Here is a 24,626-nt window from a genome sequence, read left to right on the forward strand (position 1 = left end):
GTTACGGGGCGCTGAGGACGGTCTCGCCGACGTCGACGAACCCGGGCTTCTGCGCCACGAGCCGCCCCTGGCGGACCACCTGGAACGTCACCTCGTGGTTGACGATCCGGGTGAAGCCGGGGGCGCCGAGCAGGTCCTCGTACTTCCAGCGCAGGCTGGGGGTGAGGCCGCCGGTGTCGATCCGCTCGCCCCGGTCGAGGGCGTGGCTGATCCGCGCGGCGGTGACCGTGTCCTCGTCGAGGGACTCGACGACCTCCCTGAGGACCGTGTACGCGATCCAGGTGGTCTGGACGCCCGCGTCGGCCGGGTCGACCCGGTTGTCGGCGAAGGCGTGCTCCTGGATGACCTTGCGCATCGGCGCCCAGCTCTTGTCGCCCGCCTCCGGGTACCAGCCGGTGACGAACGCGCCCTCGAAGGGGCTGTGGGGGCCGCCGGTGCGGTCGATGACGGGCTGGTCGACGCTGCCGAGGACCGAGGAGATCCGGACGGCGTCGCCGCCCTTCCGGCCCGAGCCGCCCGCCTTGCCGTTCTCCCCCTCGGGGAGGCGGCGGAAGGAGTCGAAGAAGGTCTGGGTGCGCTCGCCGAGGACGGCGGTCACGCAGCCCTTCTCGTGCCCTGCCCGGAAGCGGGCCCGGCCGGCCTGCACGGTGTACTCGGCGGCGTCCTCCAGGGCCGGGATGTCCACGGCGCTCCGGTGGCTCGCCCTGTGCAGGCCGGAGTTGAGGAGCTCGGGCAGCTTGTCGCCCGCGGTGGTGTCGGGGCGGACGAGGGAGACCTTCTCGCAGGAGTCGGCGAGCTGCATGCCGTGCCCGGCGACGAGGGAGGCGACCCCGCCGTTGACGGGGTAGGAGAGCGGGCTGGTGAACTCGTCCTCCGCGATGCCGTAGCCGCCGATGTACGGGATGCCCGCGGCCTCCAGCGGGGCCATGAAGGCGCGGCCGTTCTGGCTGTACGAGCCGACGACCGCCACCGCGTTCTCGCGCACGGCGCGGCGGGCGCAGGCGGCGGCGCCGGAGACGGTGTTCTGTTCGTTGCAGGTGAGGACGCGCAGCTCGTGCCCGCCGATGCCGCCCTGGGAGTTCACCCACCGGGCGTACGTCTGCGCCATGGCGGGCATTCCGGGCATGTTGGTCGCCTTGGTCTGGTCGGGAGCCCAGGTCATCACCGTGACGGGCTCCCTGGAGCCCCCCGTGGCCCCAGGGAGCACGCCACACCCGGTGAGCAGCGACGCTCCCGTCGCCGCGGTCGTGATGTACGCGAGGAGTGAGGTCAGTCGCCTACCGGTCATGGGCATGCACATTTCCGCCTCACGGGTAACGCGGGAGTGAGCGCGGCTCAACGGTGGGTGACGTGAAGGTGAATTACGGGGGTCACGCCCGGATGGGGAGGGGCGAGTCCGCTTACCGGACAAGGGAACGTACGATCGAAACGTGTCCAGTCCAGTCTCCGGTTCGGTTAACTCTTCCCGTCGCGGCCGTCGCTCCTCCACCATGGGCGGCATGCCGCTCAACGACATGCCGTGGTGGCGCTGGCGCAGCAACACGCGCTCGGCGCTGCACATGCTCTCCGACCCCGTGTTCCACGAGACGACCTGGCTGACCGGCCAGGAGGGATACGGCGACGTCACCGACGCCGTCTACCGCCTCGTCGAGGACACCTGGCTCGACAACTGGTCCGCCGAGAAGTACGTCGGCTCGATCTTCCGCGACTCCGGCGAGGCCGCCCTCGTCGACGTCGCCGTCCTCCGCGTGCTGCGGATCATGCACCAGGTCGGACCGGACGCCCCCGTCTCCGCCTACCTGGAGCACCCGGGCTGGCCCGAGGCCGTACGCGCCGCCCGCGAGGCACACGTACGGATGGCGCGGGCCGACGGGGAGGACCCCGACACGCCCCCGTGCTCCCTCGACGTGCTCCGTATCAGGACGCGGTCCTGAACCGTTCCGCCTGACGGACGCCGGCCTCCCGGCGGGGGCGCGGTGTGGCAGGCTGACGGGATGACCGACCAGTACGTCCTCACTCTCGCGTGCCCGGACAAGCAGGGCATCGTGCACGCCGTGTCCAGCTACCTCTTCATCACCGGGTGCAACATCGAGGACAGTCAGCAGTTCGGAGACCGCGACTCCGGCCTCTTCTTCATGCGGGTCCACTTCTCGGCCGAGGCCCCGGTGACCGTCGACAAGCTCCGGGCGAGCTTCGCCGCCGTCGGCGACTCCTATGCGATGGACTGGCAGATCAACCGGGCCGACCAGCGCATGCGGGTCGTCCTCATGGTGTCCAAGTTCGGCCACTGCCTGAACGACCTGCTGTTCCGGTCGCGGATCGGCGCACTGCCCGTGGAGATCGTCGCGGTCGTCTCCAACCACACGGACTTCCAGGCGCTCGTCGACTCGTACGGGATTCCGTTCCGGCACATTCCCGTCACGAAGGACACGAAGGCGGAGGCCGAGGCGGAGCTCCTCGACCTCGTCGACTCCGAGAACGTCGAACTGGTCGTCCTCGCCCGCTACATGCAGGTCCTCTCCGACGACCTCTGCAAGCGGCTCTCCGGGCGGATCATCAACATCCACCACTCCTTCCTCCCCAGCTTCAAGGGCGCCAAGCCGTACCACCAGGCGCACGCGCGCGGCGTCAAGCTCATCGGCGCCACCGCCCACTACGTGACGGCCGACCTCGACGAGGGCCCGATCATCGAGCAGGAGGTCGAGCGCGTGGGCCACGAGGTGACGCCGGACCAGCTGGTGGCGGTCGGACGGGACGTCGAGTGCCAGGCGCTGGCGCGAGCCGTCAAATGGCACGCGGAACGCCGAATCCTCCTGAACGGCCGCCGCACGGTCGTCTTCACGTAACGGCCCCGCCCCCGTTGCGGGCAGCCGTCGGCCGAGCGGCACCCCCGTGGCCCCCGTTGTGCCCACCCGTCCCGCCCTGCGGGACGATTGCCCACACGGCGGGTGCGGCCCCGCACGGGGCCCCGCGCGGGGGCCCCGGCGTCACCTACAGGCGGCTCAGTGACGCCGCTGCTGCCAGGACGTCCCTGATCGCCTCGCGGTCGCCGTCCTGGCCCGCCGCCGCCTCCTCCGGCGGGATGTGGCCCGCCACCAGTTGGCAGAACTCGACGCCGTCCATCGCCACCTGCGCGATCGCCCGCTCCGGCGAGCCGATCGCCGCCGGGGAGTCGAGGGCGATGTACCAGTGGCCGCCGCCCGCGCCCTCCACCTCCAGGTGGAGCGAGCGGCCCGGTGCGCCCGCCGCGACGAGTTCCCTGGCGGGGCCGGCCAGGCCGGTGCGGCGGCGGTTCGCGAGGGCCGCCGGGAGCAGTCGGGCCGCGAGGTCGATCATGCCGTGGAGGTGCGCGCCGCTGGGCGGGGCGTACGGGTAGGCCACCGCGGTCGCGATGTCGTCGGCGTGCAGCCAGCACTCGAAGGCCCGCTCCAGGAGCGAGTCCCTCAGGGGCAGCGCGAAGTCCTTGTAGTTGACCGTCAGGTCCGCGACCCCTCGGCCCGCGAACGAGACCGTGCGGATCAGGGTGTGCGACTGGTCCCGCCACGGACCCCGGAGGGAGCGGTTCGGCGGCCGGTCCAGGGCCGACCAGAACGCCTCCGTCCGCTCCGTCGGCGACAGCTCCGGCCCGCCCGCGCCCAGCGGGTCCTCCAGGCCGAGCGCCGCCGACACCAGGCCGTCCACGGCGAAGAGGTGGCCGATGACCGCCGCGACGGTGGCCTTGCGGCGCACCACGCGGTCCTCCTCGTACCACTTGAGCCGTACCGGCGCGTGCCACTCGGACTCGCCGATGTCCCGCAGGAGCGCGTCGAGCCGGGCGGTCTCCGCGTCGTACGGCGTGACCCAGTCGGGGACGGGGATGCGGGCGGGGCGGCGGCCCAGGCAGTTCTCCAGGACGCGGGAGCGGAGCAGCGGGTCGAGGTCCAGGTCGCGGTCCTCGTGGAGGAGCGCGACGGCGTCGCGGAGCCGGAGGGCCTCGTCGGCGCAGGGCGCGCAGGCGGTGAGGTGGATCTCGACGGCCTTGGTCTCGCCGGCGGAGCACGCCGAAAGCGCCCAGGCCCCGAGGAGGGACTTGAGCACGTTGTGGCTGAGGTCCGGTACCGGTACCTCCGGTTCCTCCATGTCCGGTGCGTCCACCTCCCCGTCCGAAGCCTCCGAAGCCTCCGAAGCCTCCGGCGCTTCCGAAACCTCCGAAGCCTCCGGCAGCCGCGCCGTCAGGTCCGCGTGGTCGTCGGCCGCCCGCCGCGGTCCCGGTATCCAGGGGGCGCGTGCGACGTCGTCCGCGTCGTCGTTCGCCCCGGTCACAGCGCCCGCCCGTAGCCGGGCGGCGAGGACCCTTCGAGCGGCCGGGTGTTCGCGGAGGAGAGCAGCTGGAGTCCGAGCCGGAGGCGCCGGCGGGCCTCGTCCTCGGTGACGCCGAGGTCGGCGGCGGTCTGCCGGTAGTCACGCCGCTGGAAGTACGCCAGTTCGAGCGCGGCCCGCAGCGGGGCCGGCATCGAGGTCACGATGTAGTCGGCGCGGGCGGCGACGGAGGCCCGGCGGACCTTCTGCTCCAGCTCCTCGGCGGAGCCGAGCCCCGTCTCCGCGTACGCCAGGGCCTCGGCCTGCCGCAGCCGGTGCACGGCCTGCCGCTGGGTCAGCTTGGCGACCCACGAGCGCATGTTGCCCTGCTTCGGGTCGTAGGAGTCGGGGTTCTCCCAGATGTAGCCGAAGACCTCGCGGGTGACCTGGTCGGCCGCCGCGTCGTCGTCGAGGACCCGGTGGGCGAGGCTGTGGACCAGGGAGGCGAACCGGTCGTAGAACTCGCCGAGGGCAGCGGCCTCCCCGCGCGCCAGCCGCTGCTGCATCCTGCGGTCCCAGCGCGGTGGTGTGTCCATCGCCATGCGGCCTTCCGCCCCTTCCGGATCCGGATCCCGGTTCCCGGCGTCCCGGTTCTCCTCCAAAGTAGTGCGCCGCTCCGACAACGCACGACTGTTTGCCGCAAGTGCGCTCTTGACGCGGATGCGGATGGTAAGGAAAGCGTCATCCCCGCGCCGGGGGGTTTCGGCGGTTTCTCCTGGGGCAGGCGGCGTCCGTGACGACGATCGAGGTCGACGAGGACGAGAACGGCTCCTGGACGGTTTTCCGCGTCCGGGGGGAACTGGACCTGGTCACCTCCCCCCGGATACGCCGCCGCGTCCACGACGCCGTCGCGGGCGGCCGCCACGACCTGGTGATCGACCTGTCGGCCGTGCGGTTCTGCGACTCCAGCGGCGTCGGCGTGCTCATCGCGTCCCGCCGTCTGCTCCGCTCGTGCGGCGGCCGGCTCCGCCTGATCCTTCCCGAGGAACCCGGGGACGGGACCGCTCATGTCGCCCGGGTGCTCACCGCGCTCGGCGTCCGCCGTCTCTTCGACGTGTACGAGGACATGGGGGAGGCGCTCACCGGGGCGCCGGTGCCGATGCCGCGCCGAAGCGTTCCCTGAGCTGGTACTTCAGCACCTTGCGCAGGGTCTCGTTGCGGGGGAGGGCGTCCACCACCTCCAGCTGTTCCGGCAGCTTGTGGACGGAGAGTCCGGCCTCCCGCAGGAAGGCCGTGACCTGCGGCAGGGTGAGCGGGGCGGCGCCCGGGGGCTGTTCGACGACGGCGCAGACGCGTTCGCCGCGCTCGGCGTCCGGGAGGCCTATGACGGCGGCGTCGCCGACGTCCGGGTGCCGGTGGAGGAGGTCCTCGATCTCCTTGGCCGAGATGTTCTCTCCCTTTCGGATGATGATGTCCTTGACCCGGCCGGTGAGGACGAGGTGGCCGGTCGGGGTCAGGTGCCCGACGTCGCCGGTGATGAGGAAGCCGTCCTCGTCGAAGGCGGCGGCCGTCTGCGCCGGGTCGAGATAGCCCTGGCAGACGGCCTCGCCGCGGAGCCGGACCTCGCCGTCGTCGGTGATCCGGATCTCCATGCCGGCGGGCGGGCGGCCCTCGGTGCCGGCGAGGTTCTCGACGGTGTCGTCGGGGGCGCCCATCGTGATCATGGGGACCTCGGTCATGCCGTACCCGTGGGTGAGCTGGCAGCCCAGCTCCTTGCGTACCGCGTGGTAGACCTCGGGCGGCTTGGGTGCCCCGCCGCCCGCGAGTAGGCGCAGGGTGGGGATGACGGGCTTCCCGGGCTGCTTGCGCTGCTCGGTGAGGAACATCGAGTAGAAGGCGGTGGAGCCGCCGGCGACGGTGACGCCGTGCCGGTTGTACTCGTCGAGGGCCTCCGGCAGCGCGAACTGTTCGAACATCACGGCCGGGAACCCGTACAGCAGGAGCATCACCGTGTAGTCGGGCCCGGCGATGTGCGCGTACGGGAAGGCCATCGAGCCGACGTCCTCGGCCGTCAGGTGGAGTGCGTGGGCGAGGCAGGAGCCGCCGGCGAGGAGCGAGCGGTCGGTGTGCAGGACGCCCTTGGGGTCGGAGGTGGTGCCCGAGGTCCAGTAGATCCAGCGGACGTCGGTGCCGGAGGCGGGCGGCGGCGGCAGGACGGCCGGATCGCCGTCGGGGAGGCTCTCGGGGGAGTACGCCTCGAAGATCCCGCGCGCGCCGAGCCGCCGGGCCATCTCCGCATGGTCGAATCCACGCCAGATTCCTGGGACCGCGAAGTACTCGGCCCGGGACTCGCGCAGCGCGAAACCGACCTCCTTGTCCCGGTAGAAGGGGATCACCGGGGACTGCACGGCGCCGATGCGGGCGAGCGCGAAGGTGAGCACGGCGGTCTCGATGCGGGTGGGCAGCTGCCAGGCGACGACGGTGCCGGGGCGCACGCCCATCCCGTACAGACCGGCGGCGCAGCGCTCGGCGCGCTCGCGGAGGCCGCCGAAGGTGAGGACGCGGTCGCCCTGGAGGAGGACGGGCCGGTCGGGGGTGAGGGCGGCGCGCCGTTCGACGAGCTCCCAGAGCGTGCGGGACGCGCCGAGCGTGTGTGCGGTCTCATTCATCCCGTACTCCTCATGGCTGACGTTCCGTCAGATCGTGCGGTGAGCGTAGAGGTCCGGCGCTTGTCGGTCCAGGGGTGCGGGGATAGCCTGATCCCGTCAGATCTGACGGGTCATCAGAAACGGACTGGAAGCGGTCCGCCGAATCCGGGAGAGGCTCCATGACGGAACTGCCCCGCATCATCAGCGTCGACGACCACGTGATCGAGCCGGCCCACCTCTTCGAGACCTGGCTCCCGAAGAAGTACCGCGACCGCGGGCCCCGGCCCCTCACGGCCGGCATCGGCGAGCTCGCCTACGTCGCCGGCAAGTACCAGATCACGATGGACCCGGAAGGGCCGCCCACCGACTGGTGGATCTACGAGGACCTCAAGTTCCCGTACAAGCGGAACATCGCCGCCGTCGGCTTCGACCGCGACGACATGACCCTGGAGGGCATCACCCGCGAGGAGATGCGGCGCGGCTGCTGGGACCCGGCGGCCCGCCTCAAGGACATGGACCTCAACCACGTCGAGGCCTCCCTCTGCTTCCCCACCTTCCCCCGCTTCTGCGGCCAGACCTTCGCCGAGGCCCACGACAAGGAGGTCGCCCTCGCCTGCGTCCGCGCCTACAACGACTGGATGGTCGAGGAGTGGTGCGGCGACAGCGGCGGCCGGCTGATCCCGCTGTGCATCATCCCGCTCTGGGACATAGACCTCGCCGTCGCCGAGATCCGGCGCAACGCCGCCCGCGGCGTCAAGGCCGTCACCTTCTCCGAGATCCCCACCCACCTCGGCCTGCCGTCCATCCACTCCGGCCACTGGGACCCGTTCTTCGCCGTCTGCCAGGAGACCGGGACGGTGGTCAACATGCACATCGGGTCGAGCTCCCAGATGCCCGCCGCCTCCCCCGACGCCCCGCCCGCCGTCCAGGCCTCCCTCAGCTTCAACAACGCCATGGCCTCGATGATGGACTTCCTCTTCAGCGGCGTCCTCGTGAAGTTCCCCCGGCTCAAGCTCGCCTACAGCGAGGGCCAGATGGGCTGGATCCCGTACGCCCTCGAACGCGCCGACGACGTCTGGGAGGAGCACCGCGCCTGGGGCGGCGTCCGCGACCTCGTCCCCGAGCCGCCCTCCACCTACTACTACCGGCAGATCTTCTGCTGCTTCTTCCGCGACAAGCACGGGATCGCCTCGCTGGACGTGGTGGGCAGGGACAACGCCACCTTCGAGACCGACTACCCGCACGTCGACTCGACCTTCCCGCACACCAAGGAGGTCGCCCTCGACCACGTCCAGGGCCTCGACGACGAGACGATCTACAAACTCATGCGCGGCAACGCCATCCGCATGCTGGATCTGGACTTCGACCGGGGCCGCTCCGACCGGGGTCTCGTCTGATGGACCTCTCCTGCACCGACGAGGAGGAGGACTACCGCGCCCGGCTGCGGGAATGGCTCGCCGCCACCCTCCCCGGCCTCCCCGAGCGGCCCGACCCGCTCGACTGGCCCGCCCGCCGCGCCTACGACTGCGGCTGGCAGCGCCGCCTGTACGACGCCGGATACGCCGACACCCACGGGGAGGCCTCCCCGACCCAGCGCCTCATCTTCCTGGAGGAGACCGAACTCGCCGGGGCGCCCTACGTGGGCGCCAACTTCGTCGGCCTCCTCCACGCAGGGCCCACGATCGCCGCCGAGGGCACGCCCGCGCAGCGCGAGCGGTGGCTGCCGCCGATCCTGCGCGGCGACGAGGTCTGGTGCCAGGGCTTCAGCGAGCCGGACGCCGGCTCGGACCTCGCCTCGCTGCGGACCAAGGCCGTACGGGACGGGGACGCGTACGTCGTCACCGGCCAGAAGATCTGGACCTCGCACGCCGAGGTCGCCGACTGGTGCGAACTCCTCGTCCGTACGGACCCCACGGCTCCGAAGCACAAGGGCATCACGTGGCTCGCCATGCCCATGGACGCCCCCGGCATCACCGTCCGTCCGCTGCGGACCCTCGCCGGGTCGACCGAGTTCGCCGAGGTCTTCCTCGACGAGGTACGGGTACCCGTCGAGAACCGGGTGGGCGAGGAGGACGACGGCTGGCGCGTCACCATGGTCACCCTGTCGTTCGAGCGGGGCACGGCCTTCGTCGGCGAGGTCGTCGCCTGCCGCCGCCTCCTCGGCGAACTCGCCCGCACCGCCCGCAAGAACGGCACCTGGGACGACCCCGTCCTGCGGCGACGGCTCGGCAGGCTCTCCGCCGAGTTCCAGGCCCTCTGGCGGATCGTCCAGGCCAACGTCAGCGAGGCCCAGGCGACCGGTGGGGTCCCCGGCGCGGGCGGCTCCGTCTTCAAACTGCACTACTCGCACGCCCGCCAGGAGCTGTACGACGCCGCCGCCGCCGTCCTCGGGCCCGACGCGCTCGACCTCGGGCGCGACTGGAACCTCGACCGGCTGTCCTCGCTCTCGTACACGATCGCGGCCGGCACCTCCCAGATCCAGCGCAACATCGTCGCCGAGCGCATCCTCGGCCTGCCGAAGGGCCGGTGACCCCCGCCATGGACTTCCGACTCACCGAGGACCAGCGGGATCTGCGGCGGGGGGTACGGGAACTGCTCGCGCGGCTCTTCGACCGGGAGGCGCTGCGGGCGGCCCTGGACGCGCCTCGTCTCGACCGGGAGCTGTGGCGGGAGCTCGGTGCCGCCGGGTTCTTCTCGCTGCGGCTTCCGGAGGAGGAGGGCGGGGTGGGGCTCGGGCTTCCCGAGGCGGTGCTCGTCTTCGAGGAGGCGGGGAGGGTGTTGTTGCCGGGGCCGCTGGTGGCTACGCATGTCGCCGCAGGGTCGGTGCCGGGCGCGGCGGAGGGGGAGCTGGTGGTGACCGAGGCTTCGGAAGGGCTGGTCCCTTGGCTGGACGAGGCCGATGTGGTGCTGGGTGAGGTGAGCGGTGCCGTGCCTGTGCGGTCGGTCGATCCGCTGACGCCGCTCCACCGGGTGCCCGGGGTCGTGGGTGCCGTAGGTGCGGGGAGCCTGGGCCCGGCAGGGGCGCCGTCCGTTGCGTCCACCCTCCCCCAAGCTCTCGGCTTCGCTCGGGCAGGGGGGACCCCCATCGCCCCTGTGGAACGCCTGCCCACAACGGGGGTGGCGGTGCTCCTGACCGCCGCCGAGCAGGTCGGGAGCGCTCAGGCCGTCACCGACATGGCCGTTTCCCACGCGCGGCAGCGGGTGCAGTTCGGGCAGGTGGTCGGGGGGTTTCAGGCGGTGAAGCATCTGTGTGCCGGGATGCTCGTGCGGACCGAGCTCGCGCGGGCGGCCGTGTGGGCCGCCTCCGTCACCGGCGATCCCGTCGAGGTCGCCGGGGCCAAGCTCCTCGCCGACGAGGCGGCGACCCGTAACGCCCGGGACTGTCTCCAGGTGCACGGCGGGATGGGCTTCACCTGGGAGGCGGACGTCCACCTGCATCTGAAGCGGGCCTGGGTGCGGGCCGAGCTGCGGATGCCGGCCGCCCGGGCCGAGGAGACGGTGGCCGCCGGGCTGTAGCGCTGTGCCGCCGACACGTCACGGAATGTCGATATCGGGTTGTGTCCTTCGGCGGGGCCGTCACGGCCCGGAGTCGGCCTCCGGCTCCGGTACGCTCCGTGGGATGCGAGTGCTCGTTGGCCCGGATCGTCCCGGTGTCGCCCCTGCGGCGGCTCCGCGGCCGGGGATGCCCGCCGCTCGCGCCCGGCGTTCGACTCCCCGCAGCGTGCGTCGCACAGTATGGACCATGCGTACTCCTTCGCGCTGGAATATGCCCGAAGCGCTTGTTGCGGTGACTGTACGTCAACCATGCTGTCCCACAAGGGAATCACGTTCCGTGAAGGTGTGTTGTCCGCCGGTTCGGATGGTGTGAGCGGTGCAGGTGCTTCAGGTGCAGTTGGTGGTCGGGCCGGACCCGGCAGAGGTGGGACGAGCCCGGAGGTGGGCCCGGTCGCGGCTCGCCGGGTCGGGCATAGGGGATGACGAGCCGCTCGCCGAGACGCTGGTGCTGCTGATCTCCGAGCTCGTGACCAACGCCGTGGTGCACACGGGCTGCCCGGCCGTGCTGCGGATGCTGTTCGCGGCCGAGGGCGGGGTGCGGGTCGAGGTGGCCGACGCGAGCGACCGCCCGCCGCAGCCCCGGCACGCGGAGGGCGACGACACCAACGGGCGCGGCCTGGAGCTGGTGGACGGCCTCGCGGACCGGTGGGGCTGGGAACCGGAGGGCGCCGGCAAGAGCATCTGGTGCGAGGTGGACCCGGTGGCGTCCGTGGCCTCGGTGTCGCCCCTGTCGCCCGGCCGGGTGCACTGTTGACGATTCGTTCCGTTTTGCCCACCCTGGGGTGAGCGATTCGTGGCGAGGGGAGCCGAGGGCCGTGTGCCCTCGGCGTGTGCGGGTCGTGGCCGGGTGGCGGCGGGCCGTGCCGTGCTCGGGGCGCGTGCGAGCGCGCCGCCGCCCGTGAACTCGTGCTTCAGGGCGCCTCGGACGTCCGTGGACTCGGGCCTAGGGGTGCCTCAGAGCAGCTCCGAGCACCTCAGAGGATGGCGACCGGGGCCACCGGCGTGCCCGTGCCGCCGACGAAGGGCTCGGGCATCGCGGAGAGCAGGAACGCGTACCGGCGTTCTTGTGCACAGGCTGTGGACAGAGATTCCAGATTCCAGTTCTGACCCTGGAGCATGCCCATCTCGACCAGGTCGAGGGCGTGCACGGGAAGCCAGAGGTCCTCTATCTCGGGCGGGAAGATCTCGAAGGTGAGCGTGTCGTTGGCGACGGCCGCGACGTCGTGGGCGTGGAACCACTCCGGCGTACGGACCGAGAGGCCGGGTGAAGGGAACGCGTACCCGTGCCGGTCCCCGGCCAGGTACAGCTGGATCTGCCCGGTCCGTACGAGGACGACGTCCCCGGACCGTACGGACACCCCGCCGAACTCGGCTGCCTCGTCGAGGTCTTCGGGGGTCACGGCGTGGTCGCCCGGCAGCCGGTCGACCCCCTTCGCCGCGGCCACGTCCAGGAGCACCCCGCGCGAGACGAGGTGGCGGGCCGTGTGGATGCCGCTGAACTCGGAGCGGCCGTGCGGGGTGATCGAGGAGGCGGGCCGCCCGTTGTAGATGCGGCCCGAGTGCGAGACGTGCGTCAGGGCGTCCCAGTGGGTGCCGGCCTGGAGGCCGAGGGTCACGGCGTCGTCGCTGGTGGCGACCGTGCCGGGGCCGAAGAGCTCCTGGTTGACCTGGACCATGACGTGGAGCGGGTTCACCCGGCCGGGGATCATGCCGGTCTGCACGCCGTCCTGCTTGAGGTCGAGGGCGAGCGGGACGCGGTGGCCGGTGCGGACGGTGGCGACGGCCTCCCGCACGACCTCGTCGGTGACGAGGTTGAGCGTGCCGATCTCGTCGTCCTGGCCCCAACGGCCCCAGTTGTTGACGCGCTTGGCGATCTCGTGGAAAGCGGCGGGGAGAGACATCGGGGCCTCCGGGGTCTTGTTTTCCGGTATCTGACGGGCCGTAGAATCCTGACGACGAACGAATCTAACGGACCGTCAGAAAGTGCGGGAAGGGGCCGGGCGTGGGGAACTTCTTGGCTGGCAAGGTCGTCGCCGTGACGGGAGCGGGGCGCGGCATCGGCCGCGCGGTCGCCCTCGCGTGCGCGGCGGAGGGCGCGAAGGTCGTCGTCAACGACTACGGGGTGTCCATCGAGGGCGGCGAGCCGACGTCGGAGGTCGCGGCCTCGGTGGTGAAGGAGATCGAGGCGGCGGGCGGGACCGCGGTCGCCGTCGCGGACGACATCTCGACGATGGCGGGCGGGGCGAGGGTGGTCGAGGCCGCCCTCACCGCGTACGGGCGCATCGACGGCGTCGTGTGCGTCGCCGGCATCCTGCGCGAGCGGATGCTCTTCAACATGTCCGAGGAGGAGTGGGACCCCGTCGTCGCCACCCACCTGAAGGGCACCTTCACCGTCTTCCGGGCCGCGTCGGCGGTCATGCGCAAGCAGGGCACGGGGACGCTCATCGGCTTCACGAGCGGCAACCACCAGGGGTCCGTCGCCCAGGCGAACTACTCGGCGGCGAAGGGCGGGATCATCTCGCTCGTACGGAGCGCGGCCCTCGGCCTCCACAAGTACGGCGTCACCGCCAACGCGGTCGCGCCGGTGGCCCGCACCCGGATGTCCGCGAACGTCCCCATGGAGCTCAAGGAGATCGGGGAGCCGGAGGACGTGGCGGCGCTCGTCGTCTACCTGCTCTCCGAACGGGCCCGGGCGGAGAAGATCACCGGCCAGGTGTACACGATCGCCGGCCCCAAGATCGCGGTCTGGGCGCAGCCCCGGGAACTGCGCGCGGGCTACGCGGAGGGCGGTGCGTGGACCCCCGAACGGATCGCGGACTTCCTGCCGGGGACGGTGGGGACGGACCCGATGCCGATGCTCCAGCAGCTGGAGGAGATGGCCAGGGCCGCCGCCGCGGGCGAGCGGCCCAACACCGGTGGGGGGAACGCGTCATGAGGGGTGTCGTCTTCGACGGGAAGCAGGTCCAGGTCGTCGACGACCTGGAGGTACGGGACCCGGGTCCGGGGGAGGTGCTCGTCGGGATCGCCGCCGCCGGGCTCTGCCACAGCGATCTGTCCGTCATCGACGGGACCATCCCGTTCCCCCCGCCCGTCGTCCTCGGCCACGAGGGCGCCGGCGTCGTCGAGGCCGTGGGCCCCGGGGTCACGCACGTCGCCCCCGGCGACCACGTCGCCCTGTCCACGCTCGCCAACTGCGGCGCCTGCGCCGACTGCGACCGGGGCCGGCCGACCATGTGCCGGAAGGCCATCGGGATGCCGCGGCAGCCGTTCTCGCGCGACGGGCAGCCGCTCTTCCAGTTCGCCTCGAACTCGTCGTTCGCGGAACGGACCGTCGTCAAGGCCGTCCAGGCCGTCAAGATCCCGCGGGACATCCCGCTGACCTCCGCGGCCCTCATGGGCTGCGGCGTCCTCACCGGCGTCGGAGCCGTACTGAACCGCGCGAAGGTCGGCCGCGGCGAGACCGTCGTCGTCATCGGCACCGGCGGCATCGGCCTCAACGTCCTCCAGGGCGCGCGGATCGCGGGCGCGCTGACGATCGTCGCCGTGGACACGAACCCGGAGAAGGAGGCGGTGGCCCGGCAGTTCGGGGCGACGCACTTCCTCGCCTCCGCCGACGGCGTACGGGACGTCCTCCCGACCGGCGCCGACCACGTCTTCGAGTGCGTCGGCCACACCGGGCTCGTCCGGACCGCGATCGACCTCCTCGACCGGCACGGCCAGGCGGTCCTGCTCGGGATGACCGCGCCGAAGGCGGAGGCGAGCTTCCTGCCCGCCGCGATGTTCCTGGACAAGTCGATCCTGGGCTGCCGGTACGGCTCCTCCCGCCCCCAGAAGGACCTCGCCCTCTACGCGGAGCTGTACCGCTCGGGAACCCTGCTCCTGGACGAACTGGTGACCCGCACGTACCCGGTGGAGGACTTCGCCCGGGCGGCGGAGGACGCGGAGCGGGGGAAGGTGGCGCGGGGGGTGCTCACCTTCTGACCGGGCGGGCGGTACGGAACCCGGCGGGCCGCGGAGGCCCCCGGCGGGTACGGAACGCGGTAGGCCGCGGAGGCACCCGGCGGGTACGGAAGCCGCGGAGGCGCCCGGCCCAGCGGTGCGGAACTCGGTGGGCCGCGGAGGCGCCCGGCCGTTACGGTCCTGGGATGTCCTACCGCGAGCTCGCCACCCGTCCCGTCCTCGCCTGGTCCGCCGTCATGTTCACCGGCCGGCTGCCCGTCGCCATGGCGCCGCTCGCGCTCGTGTTCCTCGTGCGGGAGCGGCCCGGGGGCTACACGCTCGGCGCGGTCCTCGCCGCCGCGTACGTCCTCGGGGAGATCGTCGCCGCACCCGTCCTCGGCATGCGGCTGAACGCCGAGCGGGCCCGGCCGCAGCTCGTCGCCGGGCTCGCGGCCGGCGCCGCCGGGTTCACCGGGCTCGGGCTCGCGCCCGGCGCCCACCCCGTCGTCCTCGCGGCCCTCGCGCTGCTCGCGGGAACCGGCCCCGCCGCCGTGCCCGGCGCCCTGCGGGCCCTGCTCACCAGCCTCGTCCCGGAGCGGGCCGTCACCCAGGCGATGAGCATGGAGTCGATGCTGACCTTCGCCCTCTGGGCGGCAGCGCCCGCGCTCACCACCGGCCTCGCCCTCGGCGCCGCCCCCGCGGTGCCGCTGTTGCTGCAAGGCGCCCTGATGGCGGTCTCGGTGGCCGGGATGTGGCTGCTGCCGGCCGGCTGGGCCGCAGGGGCGCAGGAGAAGGGGGCCTCGATGCGGCGGGCGCTGCTGCGGGCCTGGCCCGTGTACGTCCTGGGGGCCGCCGGGCTCACCCTGCTCGCACTCGCCGAACTGATCCTGCCCGCGCTGCTCGAACAGCGCGGCATCGGCATCGGCTGGGCGGGCCCCCTGCTCGCCGGGTTCTCGATCGGCTCGGCGGTCGGCGCGTTCGTGTACGGCCTCCGGGGGAGCTGGCCCGGCCCGCTGGCCGTCCAGTCCCTGGTCCTGGTCCTCGCGGTCGCCGCGGGCGTCGCGCTGGTCGCCGTACTGCCCTGGACGGCGGCGATCGCGGGCGCCCTGGTGGCGGCCGGGCTGCTCCAGGCCCCTGCGAGCCTCGCCCGGAACCTGGCCCTCCGGCAGGTCCTGCCGCCGGGCGCCCTCGCCGCCGGGTACTCGGTCATGTACGCGGCGGTGGGCGCCGGTTACGCGGCCAGCGGCACCCTCGCGGGCGGGCTCCTCAAGGTGGTGGCCCCGTCGACGGCGATCCTCTGCGGGGTCGGCCTGACGGCGCTGCTCACGGCGGTCGGCGCGGTGGGGGAGCGGCGGCTGTCCGTGCGTACCCCTGTCGTCGTGGACGCGGAGGTGCGGGCGGCGGTCGCCCCGGCGGGGAGCGGCGGCTGACCCGGCGTACCCCTGCGTGGCGGACGCCGAGGTTCGGGCGGCGCACCGGCCGGGAACGGCGCCCGTTCACGCGTACCCCGGTCGTGCCGGACGTTCAGGCCGAGGTCGCGCCCGTGCGGAAGGTGCGCCGGTACGACGTCGGGGTCACCCCGATCGCGGTCATCAGGTGCACCCGCAGCGACTGCGCCGTGCCGAAGCCCGCGTCCTGGGCGACCCGGTCGACGGGCAGGGCGGTGGACTCCAGGAGGTGCCGGGCGCGCTCGACGCGCTGCTGGGTGAGCCACTGGCCGGGGCTGATGCCGACCTCGTCGCGGAAGCGGCGCGTGAAGGTCCGTACGCTCATCGCCTCCTTCTCCGCCAGGTCCCGCAGCTGGATCGGCTCGTGGAGGTGGGCGAGCGCCCAGGCCCGCGCGGTGGTCGTGGTGTGGGTGCCGGCCTCGGGCAGGGGCCGCTCGATGTACTGGGCCTGGCCGCCGTCCCGGTGGGGCGGTACGACGGTCCTGCGGGCCACGTCGTTGGCGACGGCCGTGCCGTGGTCGCGGCGCACGATGTGCAGGCACAGGTCGATCCCGGCGGCCACACCGGCCGAGGTGAGGACGTCGCCGTCGTCGATGAAGAGGACGTCCGCGTCGACCCGCACGCTCGGGAAGAGGCGCTGGAAGTGCTCGGCGGACGCCCAGTGGGTGGTGGCCGGGCGCCCGTCGAGGAAGCCCGCGGCGGCGAGCACGTACCCGCCGGTGCAGATGGAGACGAGCCGGGTGCCGGGCCGGATGTGCGCGAGCGCGGCGGCCAGCTCCTCGGGGAGCCTGCCCTCGTCGTAGACCGGTCCTAGCTCGTACGAGGCGGGCACGACGACCGTGTCGGCGGTGGCGAGGGCCTCCGGGCCGTGCTCGACGTGGATCGAGAAGTCGGCGTCGGTGGGGACGGGGCCCGCGACGGGGGCGCAGGTCACGATCTCGTACAGCGGCCGGCCGTCGACGTCCTTCGCGCGGCCGAAGATGCGGTGCGGGATGCCCAGCTCGAAGGGGAGGAGGCCGGGCAGGGCGAGGACGGCGACACGGTGCGGCGGCTGCACGGGCGGTGCTCCCTCGGTAATTCGGTGGTGGTCCAGACCATAGGGCTGGTACGAGTACGTGTCCGTGACGGACAACACGTACAAGTCTGAGGCCGCCGAGCGGATTCCCGCCCCGGTCGCGCCGCCCGTACAGCAGCCGCCGGCGCCGCCCGCCCAGGTCGCGGCACCGGCTCCGGTCGCGACACCCGCCCCGGTCACGCCGCCCGCGCAGGTCGCGGCACCCGCCCCGGTCGCGCCGCCCGCGCAGGTCGCGGCACCCGCCCCGGTCTCGCCGCCCGCGCTGTGGAACCGTAACTTCCGGCTCTTCTTCGTCGCCCGGGGCGTCGCCGTCTTCGGCGAGGGCATGGTCCCGGTCGCCTTCGCCGCCGGACTCCTCGGAGCCGGCCACCCCGGAGCCACCGTCGGCTACGCCCTGGGCGGCTGGACCGCCGCCTTCGCGCTCTTCGTCCTCTTCGGCGGCGTCCTCGCCGACCGGTTCACCGCCCGCCGCATGATGATCCTCGCCGACCTCCTGCGCCTGCCCGGAGCCGCCGTCCTCGCCGTCTCCTTCACCCTCGGCAGCCCGCCGCTCTGGGCGGTCTACAGCCTCTCCGTCCTCAGCGGCGTCGGCGCCGCCCTCTTCCAGCCCGGCGTCGCCTCCACCATCCCCCGCATCGCCCCCGACGTGCAGCGCGCCAACGCCGTCCTGCGCGTCGCCGAGGCCCTCATGACCATGGCGGGACCGGCCGCCGCCGGCCTGCTCGTCGCCGTGTGGAACGCGGGCGCCGCCTTCGCCGTCAACGGCGTCACCTTCGCCGTCAGCGCCCTCTGCTTCACCCTGATGCGCCTCGCCCCGATCCCCTCCGACACCGCCACGCGTGACTCCCTCGGCGCCGAACTCGTCGGTGGATGGAGGGAGTTCCGCTCCCGGAACTGGCTCTGGGGCGTCATCTCCATCTGGACGGTGTACGGACTGACCGTCGCCGGGCCCATGGTGCCGCTCACGGCGAGCCTCGTCACCGAGGACCACGGCTCGGCCGCGTACGGCGTGCTCATGGCCGTCAACGGCGCCGGCAGCGCCGTCGGCGGCCTCCTCGCGATCCGGCTGCGCCCGCGCCGCCCGCTGGCGTCCGGCGCCGTGGCCCTCCTCGGCCTCCCCGTGAACCTCCTCCTGCTCGGCACGGGCGCGCCGGTCGCCCTGCTCGGCGTGGGTCAGTTCATCGGCGGCGCGGCCTTCGCCTTCTGGCTGGTGATGTGGTCCACCTCGGTCCAGACGCACGTGCCGCAGGAGGCGTTGAACCGGATGCACGCGTACGACGTCGCAGGCTCGCTCCTCATGATGGGCGTCGGTCGCACCCTGTCGGGGCCGGTGGCGGCGGCGGTCGGTACGGAGGAGGTGCTGCTGACGGGGGCGGGGATCGCGGTACTGGTCGTGGCGGCGCTGCTCGTCGTACGCCCGATCAGGACGCTGCCGAGGGCGTAGTTCCCGGCCACCGGTGTCCCGATCCTTTGGAAACCTGTCATTCGGGCCAATGGTCGGGCGAGGGCCGGGCCGGGATGCTCGGTGGCATGGCCCAGACAACCGAGAGCGCAGCCCGCCAGTCCGACCGTCCCCCTGTCCGTACCCCCCGCGTCCACCGCGCCTGGTTCGTCGCGGCGGTCACCTTCGTCACGATCATCGGCGCCGCGGCCTTCGCCTCCCTTCCGGGCCTGCTGATCGAGCCGCTGCACGGGGAGTTCCACTGGTCGCGGGGCACGATCGGCTTCGCCGTCTCGGTGAACCTCGCGCTCTACGGCCTCACGGCCCCCTTCGCCGCGGCGCTCATGGACCGCTTCGGCATCCGCCGGGTCGTGGCGGTCGCGCTGACGATCATCTCCGCCGGGTCGCTCCTGACGGTGTGGATGACGGCGGCCTGGCAACTCGTCCTCTACTGGGGCGTCCTCGTCGGCCTCGGCAGCGGGTCCATGGCCCTCGCCTTCGCGGCGACCGTCACCAACCGCTGGTTCGTCGCCCGTCGGGGCCTGGTCACCGGCATCCTGACGGCGGCCGGCGCCTCCGGCCAGCTCGTCTTCCTGCCGCTGCTGTCCTGGCTGGTCGAGCACCACGGCTGGCGCCCGGCCGCCGTGACCGTCGCCCTCTCCGCGCTCGCCGTCGTGCCGTTCGTCTGGCTGCTGCTGCGCGACCACCCGGCGGACGTCCGGCTCGCCCCGTACGGCGGGGAGTACGCGCCCAAGCCGGCCCCCGTCACGGGCGCCGCCCGCCGCGCGGTCACCGTCCTCCTCAAGGCGGCCCGCACCGGACCCTTCTGGCTGCTCGCCGGCTCCTTCGCGATCTGCGGGGCCTCGACGAACGGACTGGTCAAGACCCACTTCGTGCCCGCCGCCCACGACCACGGCATGCCCGTCACGGCGGCCGCCGGACTGCTCGCCGTGATCGGCGTCTTCGACGTCGTCGGCACGATCGCCTCGGGCTGGTTCACCGACCGCTTCGAGGCCCGCCGCCTGCTGGCCGTCTACTACGCCCTGCGAGGCATCTCGCTCCTGTTCCTCCCCATGCTCCTGGCGCCCTCGGTGCACCCGCCGATGCTGTTCTTCATCGTGTTCTACGGCCTGGACTGGGTCGCCACGGTCCCGCCGACGATCGCCCTGTGCCGCGAGCACTACGGCGAGGACTCGGCGATCGTCTTCGGCTGGGTCCTCGCCTCCCACCAGGTCGGCGCGGCGGCCGTCGCCTTCGCGGGCGGCGTGGCCCGCGACGTCTTCGGCTCGTACGACGTCGTCTGGTACGCCTCGGGCGCCCTGTGCGCGGCGGCGGCCCTGATGGCCCTGGTCATCAACCGCCCCCGGACGGAGGCGCCGGCCCTGGCGGGAGCATGATGACCACCGGGGGGTGATCGCGGATGAGCGATCCTGGGGACGGGCGGAGCTTCGCCCGGATGCTGCGGGTCTCGATCCTGGTGCTGTTCCTGGAGGCGGCGCTGGCCATGGTCCTGGGCGTGGTGTTCGGCGACACCGGTCAGCCGGAGCCCGGCGAGGAGCGCGTCAGCGCCCTGTCGCTGCTGCTGCTTCCGTTCCTGCCCTTGATGGCGCTGCTGCCCGCCGCCGCGGTCTCCGCGGTGATCGTGCTGCCGGCGGTACTGCTCGGCGAGGAGCTGGCACGCCGGATCGCGGGGCGTCCGCTCTGGTGGCAGCTGCTCCTGTCGGTCGCCTCAGGAGCGCTCCTCCTGCCGCTCGCGGGCGGATGGGGATGGCTGGTGGCGGCGGTCGTCATCGCGGCGGCGGCCCTGATCACCCGCCACGCGGTCCGGGGCTACTTCGTCAGCGTGCTCCTGTGGGGCACGCTCGCCGTCCTGACCGTCTTCATGCTGGGCGGCATCGGCCTCTACTCGGGCCTCATCAAGGCCTGAACCGCCCGAACCGCCCCCGGTGGAAGAGCAACGGTTCGCCGTCTTCCTCCGCGTCCAGTGCCTCCACCCGGCCCACCACGATCAGGTGGTCCCCGCCCGTGTGGACCGTGGTGATCGTGCAGTCGATCCAGGCGGGGGCCCCGGCCAGGCGGGGCGCGCCCGTGACCGGGGTCGGCTCCCAGGCGACGCCCGCGAACTTGTCGGCGCCGCTCACCGCGAACGACCTGCACAGCGGCCCCTGCGCGGCGCCGAGGACGTTGACGCAGAAGGTGCCGGCCGCCGCGATCCGGGGCCAGGTCGTCGACGTCCTGGCGACCATGAAGGCGACCAGGGGCGGGTCGAGGGAGAGGGAGGCGAAGGACTGGCAGGCGAAGCCGGCCGGTCCGTCCGCGTCGAGGGCCGTCACGATCGTGACGCCGCTGGCGAAGTGCCCGAGGACGCGGCGGAATGCGCCGGGGTCGACGGGCGCCCGCTCGTCCTCCCGTACCGCGCGCAGGGCGGGCCGGGGCAGTGGTTCCACGGCCGTCGGCGAACCGGCCGCTCTCAGGTGTCGGACGGCGGTGGCCGCCATCCCCGCGTGTCCCATCACACCGCCCATTGAAGCTGACGGTGCGTCAGATGGGAACCCTTCGGGGACGACGGCCACCTTCTCCGACTATCCGGCGACCGCCGCCGTGGACCGGGTCCACGCGACGCCCGCCGTGTGCCCGGTCCGGTAGGCCGTCACCCGGACGGTGATCTTCAGCCCGCGCTGGGCCTTGGTGAGCGTGAACGTGGTCCGCGTCGCCCCGCTGATCGCCCGCCCGTTCGCGTACCACTGGTAGGCGTACGAGGTCGGCGCCGGCGTCCACGTCCCCCGGTTCAGGCTGAGCGTCCGCCCGACCCGGACCGTGCCCGTGAGGTACGGAGCGACCGTCGCCTTCGGCGCGAGACCGGCGGCGACGATGTACCCCGCCGTCGTGTACGCCCCGCTCAGGTGCCCGGTCCGCAGCGCGGTCACGGTCACCGTGAGCTTCTTGCCGAGGACGGAGGCGACGGGCACGTACGACGATCCCGTCGCACCCGTGATCGCCACGCCGTTGGCCCGCCACTGGTAGGCGTACGAGGTCGGCGCGGGCGACCAGGTACCGACGACCGCGGTCAGCTTGCTCCCGACCCGCGTGGCCCCGGAGAAGTACGGCACCTTCGTCGGCGTGGGCGCGACGCCCTTCACGACCACGGCGGCGCTCACCGCGGCGACGACGGGATGACCGGCCTTCCGCGCGGTCACGGCCACGGACAGCTGCTTGCCGAACAGCGCCGACGGCAGGGTGTACGTGGAGGCCGTGGCCCCCGCGATCGCGACCCCGTTCGCGCGCCACTGGTACGCGTACGAGTCCACCGGCAGCGACCACGACCCGGCCTTCGCCGTCACCGTCCCGCCGACGACGGCCGTGCCGGAGACGCTCGGCGCGGCGGTGTCGCGGAGGGCGGCGACGACCGTCACCGACGGCTTCATGTTCTGCGCGCCGAACGCGTACACGCTGGTGTTCAGCGTGCCGAGCGGCGCGTTCGTCAGGTCCAGGGCCACCGTCATGCTGCGCCGGTCAGGCGCGACGGAGAGCGTGGTGGACTCGGCCCGGAAGGACCCGTTCGTCAGGACGACCTTGGCGGAGTCGGGCAGCGCCGAGCCGGTGACGGTCATCGAGATCTTCCCCTGGCCGACCGTGGCCGGGCCGACGGTGCCGATGGAGCGCTCGTCGGTGCCGCAGAGGTACTGGGCACAGGTGATCGCGGCGTTCACCGCCGTGGACGTCTGCGCCGGTGCCTCCGGAAGGCCGATGACGAGGATGCTCGGCCGGGCCGCCTTGGGGTAGACGTTCGGCAGGGTGCACTCGTAGTTCTGGCCCTCGCTGGAGTACGACCCGTAGCAGCCGTTCTTCTGCGTCGTCCGGTCGTACAGCCACGGGGTCGGCTGCTGCGCGAAGGTCCCCGCGGGCGTGAACCTCAGGCCGAAGCGGTCGCTCGACGACGACGGGACCGCCGCGCAGAGCGCGGTCTTCTGCTCGGTCAGAGTGCCGACGAGCGGGCCGAAGCCGTAGCTGACGTTCGGGACCGCGACGCACTCGGGCGCGGGCCCGGCCGGGGTGGCGATACGCAGGGCGTCGAGGCGGTAGCCGGCGGGGGCGGTGCCGCCGGCCGGGACCTGGACGAGCACCTGGTAGGCAGTCGAGCCGGTGACGGCGCAGCCCCGGGCGAAGTAGTCGCAGTGGTTGCCGCCGGCCGCGTCGAAGGCCATCAGTCGGACGGTGTTCTCGGGATCGCGCACGTTGAGGTGCAGGGTGTCCCCGGCGTCGGCCGTCGTCACCCGGTGGCACAGGAAGGTGCCGGGCGCGGCCGGGACACCGCCGGTCGACGGGCCGCCGACGGCCACCGCGGGGGTGGCGACGCAGCCGCGCGCGGTGGCGGTGACGTCCCGGCGGATCAGCGCGGTCTCGCCGGGCACGTCGCGGCCCTGGACGAGGACGGTGTGGGCGACACCCGGGGTCAGGGCACAGCCCGTGAAGGTGTTGTAGTACGAGCGGACCTCGCAGATCCGCTTGCCGTTCGCGTCGATGACGACGATCTCGGCCGCCACGTCTCCGGCGGTCTTCTCGACCTGGAGGATCTCGTGGGCGGAGTGCGCGTCGGCGGGGATGGTCAGGCAGTCGGCGAAGACGCCGTCGCCGGTCTTCACGCTCATCCGGGTCGGGTTCGCGGTGAGGTCTCCGGCGAGGAAGGTCCGGCAGGTCTCGGGGGCGTCGGTGCGGTGCACGACGAGGCCGTAGCCGTCGCCGCCCTCGGTCGTGTCGCGGTCGGTGACGATCGCCCGGTACGGGGCGGTGCCGCCGAGTTCGCAGGTGCCGTCCCACAGGCCGACGCCGGAGAGGCACTGCTCGACGCCGTTCGCGTCGAGGATCCTGGTGTCCGGGCGGTAGTCCGACAGCACGGCGAGGTGCGCGCCCTGGGGCAGCGGCAGGTTCAGGCAGTCGGCCTCGCCGAGACCGGAGAACGTGCCGTGGTAGGCGCTCCCGAGCGTGACGCCGTCCGTGCAGCCCTCGGTGGCGGCCCGGCCGAGGATCCGCGGGGTCGCGTCCGTGAACACGGTGTACGTCGTGCCCGCGGTGAGCGTGCAGATCTCGTCGTAACCCCGGCAGGCGAAGGTGCCGTCCTTCGCGTACACGGGCGTGCTGCCGACGGCGCCGGAGGCGTCGATGACCTCGACGTCGTAGCGGCCGGTCGCGGTGGGCGTGAAGGTCTTGCAGCCGGCCGGCGGCGAGACCGGGGACGGCGCGGTGCCGTAGGCGGTGACGGGCACGGTGGCGCAGCCGGCCGGGTCCGAGAGCCGCCGGACCTTCAGCGCGTACGCGGCGGGGAAACCGCCCTCGATGTACGTGACGGTGCCGAGGACGCGGTAGCCGCCGGTCCCCTCGGGCAGGACGCAGCCCTCGCTGCCGTCCGCGTTGCCGCCCGGGCAGAGGCGCTTGCCGGTGTCGTCGGTGATCCAGGCGTACGAGTCGCTGTACTTGACCGGCCGGAAGTCCGCGGTGATCCGGTCACCCGGGGCGGCGGTGAAGCTGTGGCAGACCACGCTCAGCTTGCCGGGCACCTGGCCGGTCGTCGGGGCGGTGTCGTAGCCGGTGCCGTCGACGGCGGGGCAGTCGCCCGGGGCGGCGGCCATCAGCGCGACGAGGGCGACCCGGTTCTCGGTGGCCTGCCAGTCGGTGTTGGTGAGCTTGAGCGTGTACTGGCCGGCGGCCAGGTCGCACCAGGCGTCCTTGTAGCCCAAGTCCTCGCACGCGACCCGGTTCTCGCCCGCGTACAGCCCCGGGTACGTGTCGTGGGGGCCGTCGAGGAGGATGCGGTGCACGCCCGGCTTCTCCACGGTGACCGTGAAGCAGGCGGCGGACTGCGGCTCGATGGTGACCTTGCCGACCGCGTCGCCCGGGTCGCCCAGCGGGGCGATCGGCAGCGCGGGGCAGGGGACCTCGGTGGGTGTCGGCTCGACGGTCGGTTCCGGCGTCGGCTCCGTCGCGGTCTGCGTCGGGTCGACGATCGGGTCCGTCGTCGGCTCGTCCGCCGGTACGGCGTCGACGGCCGGCGCCGACGTCGGCGCGCTCGGCGCGGACACGGCCGGCGCGGGTGTCGCCGCCACCGCCGTACCCGTCGGGAGCATCGGCCCCACCAGGGCCGTCAGCAGGGCAGGGACGAGGAGCAGCGTTCTCGCGGATCGTCTGGATCTCACGCGAGAGCGCGCGAAGTTCGGCATGGTTCCGTTCCCCCCGGAGCGGTGTGC

Annotated in this window: 21 protein-coding genes; 13 read left to right on the forward strand and 8 right to left on the reverse strand. The window is 72.9% G+C overall.

Translation table 11 applies throughout. From position 1 onward, the window contains the following. Position 1: 1 nt before the first annotated feature. The gene (locus ACN9M0_RS21155; RefSeq protein ID WP_426404047.1) at positions 2–1,288 is read right to left on the reverse strand and encodes an ABC transporter substrate-binding protein; all 1,287 of its coding nucleotides are present in this window, start codon (positions 1,286–1,288) and stop codon (positions 2–4) included. A gap of 202 nt (positions 1,289–1,490) precedes the next feature. On the opposite strand from ACN9M0_RS21155, the gene ACN9M0_RS21160 reads away from it, so the two are divergent. Together ACN9M0_RS21160 and purU are read left to right on the forward strand one after the other, a co-directional pair. Then, positions 1,491–1,934 carry an SCO4402 family protein gene (locus ACN9M0_RS21160; RefSeq protein ID WP_366039006.1) on the forward strand — a complete coding sequence of 148 codons (444 nt, stop codon included), beginning with the start codon at positions 1,491–1,493 and terminating at the stop codon, positions 1,932–1,934. 60 nt (positions 1,935–1,994) lie between these two features. Further along, positions 1,995–2,846: a formyltetrahydrofolate deformylase gene (gene purU / locus ACN9M0_RS21165; protein ID WP_366039004.1), complete on the forward strand. Its 852-nt coding sequence runs from the start codon at positions 1,995–1,997 to the stop codon at positions 2,844–2,846. A gap of 145 nt (positions 2,847–2,991) precedes the next feature. Here the strand turns inward: purU and ACN9M0_RS21170 are convergent, their stop codons facing one another. Both ACN9M0_RS21170 and ACN9M0_RS21175 read right to left on the reverse strand, forming a co-directional pair. After that, positions 2,992–4,302 carry a maleylpyruvate isomerase N-terminal domain-containing protein gene (locus tag ACN9M0_RS21170; protein WP_426404048.1) on the reverse strand — a complete coding sequence of 437 codons (1,311 nt, stop codon included), beginning with the start codon at positions 4,300–4,302 and terminating at the stop codon, positions 2,992–2,994. Next, the gene (locus ACN9M0_RS21175) at positions 4,299–4,880 is read right to left on the reverse strand and encodes a sigma-70 family RNA polymerase sigma factor (protein ID WP_366039001.1); all 582 of its coding nucleotides are present in this window, start codon (positions 4,878–4,880) and stop codon (positions 4,299–4,301) included. Before ACN9M0_RS21175 ends, ACN9M0_RS21170 begins: the two co-directional genes overlap by 4 nt. Before the next feature lie 191 nt (positions 4,881–5,071). On the opposite strand from ACN9M0_RS21175, the gene ACN9M0_RS21180 reads away from it, so the two are divergent. Then, entirely contained in the window at positions 5,072–5,461 is a 390-nt protein-coding gene (locus ACN9M0_RS21180; RefSeq protein WP_366039000.1) for an STAS domain-containing protein, read from the forward strand. Here the strand turns inward: ACN9M0_RS21180 and ACN9M0_RS21185 are convergent. Further along, the gene (locus tag ACN9M0_RS21185; RefSeq protein ID WP_366038998.1) at positions 5,418–6,947 is read right to left on the reverse strand and encodes a class I adenylate-forming enzyme family protein; all 1,530 of its coding nucleotides are present in this window, start codon (positions 6,945–6,947) and stop codon (positions 5,418–5,420) included. The genes ACN9M0_RS21180 and ACN9M0_RS21185 overlap by 44 nt on opposite strands. A 158-nt stretch (positions 6,948–7,105) precedes the next feature. On the opposite strand from ACN9M0_RS21185, the gene ACN9M0_RS21190 reads away from it, so the two are divergent. The 4 genes from ACN9M0_RS21190 to ACN9M0_RS21205 all read left to right on the forward strand — a co-directional run bounded on the left by ACN9M0_RS21190 (position 7,106) and on the right by ACN9M0_RS21205 (position 11,235). Further along, positions 7,106–8,323, forward strand: coding sequence for an amidohydrolase family protein (locus ACN9M0_RS21190; RefSeq protein ID WP_366038996.1), 1,218 nt, complete (start codon positions 7,106–7,108; stop codon positions 8,321–8,323). Continuing rightward, positions 8,323–9,456, forward strand: a complete 1,134-nt coding sequence (locus tag ACN9M0_RS21195; protein ID WP_366038995.1) for an acyl-CoA dehydrogenase family protein — start codon at positions 8,323–8,325, stop codon at positions 9,454–9,456. Before ACN9M0_RS21190 ends, ACN9M0_RS21195 begins: the two co-directional genes overlap by 1 nt. A gap of 8 nt (positions 9,457–9,464) precedes the next feature. Beyond that, on the forward strand, positions 9,465–10,442 hold the full coding sequence (locus ACN9M0_RS21200; protein WP_426404049.1) for an acyl-CoA dehydrogenase family protein: 978 nt from the start codon (positions 9,465–9,467) through the stop codon (positions 10,440–10,442). Between the two features lie 355 nt (positions 10,443–10,797). Beyond that, a complete protein-coding gene (locus ACN9M0_RS21205) occupies positions 10,798–11,235 on the forward strand; it encodes an ATP-binding protein (protein ID WP_366038993.1) in 438 nt (145 codons plus the stop codon). A 220-nt stretch (positions 11,236–11,455) separates the two neighbouring features. On the opposite strand, the gene ACN9M0_RS21210 is transcribed toward ACN9M0_RS21205, so the two are convergent. Next, complete coding sequence (locus tag ACN9M0_RS21210; RefSeq protein WP_366038992.1) at positions 11,456–12,382, reverse strand: cyclase family protein; 927 nt, start codon at positions 12,380–12,382, stop codon at positions 11,456–11,458. Positions 12,383–12,483: 101 nt separating this feature from the next. On the opposite strand from ACN9M0_RS21210, the gene ACN9M0_RS21215 reads away from it, so the two are divergent. The 3 genes from ACN9M0_RS21215 (at position 12,484) to ACN9M0_RS21225 (ending at position 15,850) form a co-directional block, all read left to right on the forward strand. Beyond that, positions 12,484–13,416: an SDR family oxidoreductase gene (locus ACN9M0_RS21215; protein WP_366038990.1), complete on the forward strand. Its 933-nt coding sequence runs from the start codon at positions 12,484–12,486 to the stop codon at positions 13,414–13,416. After that, the gene (locus ACN9M0_RS21220; RefSeq protein ID WP_366038988.1) at positions 13,413–14,462 is read left to right on the forward strand and encodes a Zn-dependent alcohol dehydrogenase; all 1,050 of its coding nucleotides are present in this window, start codon (positions 13,413–13,415) and stop codon (positions 14,460–14,462) included. Before ACN9M0_RS21215 ends, ACN9M0_RS21220 begins: the two co-directional genes overlap by 4 nt. A gap of 164 nt (positions 14,463–14,626) precedes the next feature. Next, complete coding sequence (locus ACN9M0_RS21225) at positions 14,627–15,850, forward strand: MFS transporter (RefSeq protein ID WP_399695804.1); 1,224 nt, start codon at positions 14,627–14,629, stop codon at positions 15,848–15,850. A gap of 94 nt (positions 15,851–15,944) precedes the next feature. Here ACN9M0_RS21225 and ACN9M0_RS21230 read toward each other — a convergent pair whose 3' ends face one another. Continuing rightward, positions 15,945–16,925, reverse strand: coding sequence for a GlxA family transcriptional regulator (locus ACN9M0_RS21230; RefSeq protein WP_366036581.1), 981 nt, complete (start codon positions 16,923–16,925; stop codon positions 15,945–15,947). A gap of 64 nt (positions 16,926–16,989) precedes the next feature. Here ACN9M0_RS21230 and ACN9M0_RS21235 point away from each other — a divergent pair, with 64 nt between their 5' ends. From ACN9M0_RS21235 to ACN9M0_RS21245, 3 genes are all read left to right on the forward strand, one after another. Then, positions 16,990–18,387, forward strand: coding sequence for an MFS transporter (locus ACN9M0_RS21235; protein ID WP_426404050.1), 1,398 nt, complete (start codon positions 16,990–16,992; stop codon positions 18,385–18,387). Positions 18,388–18,473: 86 nt separating this feature from the next. Further along, complete coding sequence (locus ACN9M0_RS21240; RefSeq protein WP_426404051.1) at positions 18,474–19,781, forward strand: MFS transporter; 1,308 nt, start codon at positions 18,474–18,476, stop codon at positions 19,779–19,781. 23 nt (positions 19,782–19,804) lie between these two features. Further along, positions 19,805–20,311, forward strand: a complete 507-nt coding sequence (locus ACN9M0_RS21245; protein WP_426404052.1) for a hypothetical protein — start codon at positions 19,805–19,807, stop codon at positions 20,309–20,311. Here the strand turns inward: ACN9M0_RS21245 and ACN9M0_RS21250 are convergent. After that, a complete protein-coding gene (locus tag ACN9M0_RS21250) occupies positions 20,301–20,882 on the reverse strand; it encodes a flavin reductase family protein (RefSeq protein WP_426405319.1) in 582 nt (193 codons plus the stop codon). The genes ACN9M0_RS21245 and ACN9M0_RS21250 overlap by 11 nt on opposite strands. Before the next feature lie 84 nt (positions 20,883–20,966). After that, a complete protein-coding gene (locus ACN9M0_RS21255; RefSeq protein WP_426404053.1) occupies positions 20,967–24,575 on the reverse strand; it encodes a hypothetical protein in 3,609 nt (1,202 codons plus the stop codon). Positions 24,576–24,626 lie beyond the last annotated feature (51 nt).

This window comes from Streptomyces sp. R-07 (genome assembly GCF_049913175.1).
GTDB lineage: Bacteria > Actinomycetota > Actinomycetes > Streptomycetales > Streptomycetaceae > Streptomyces.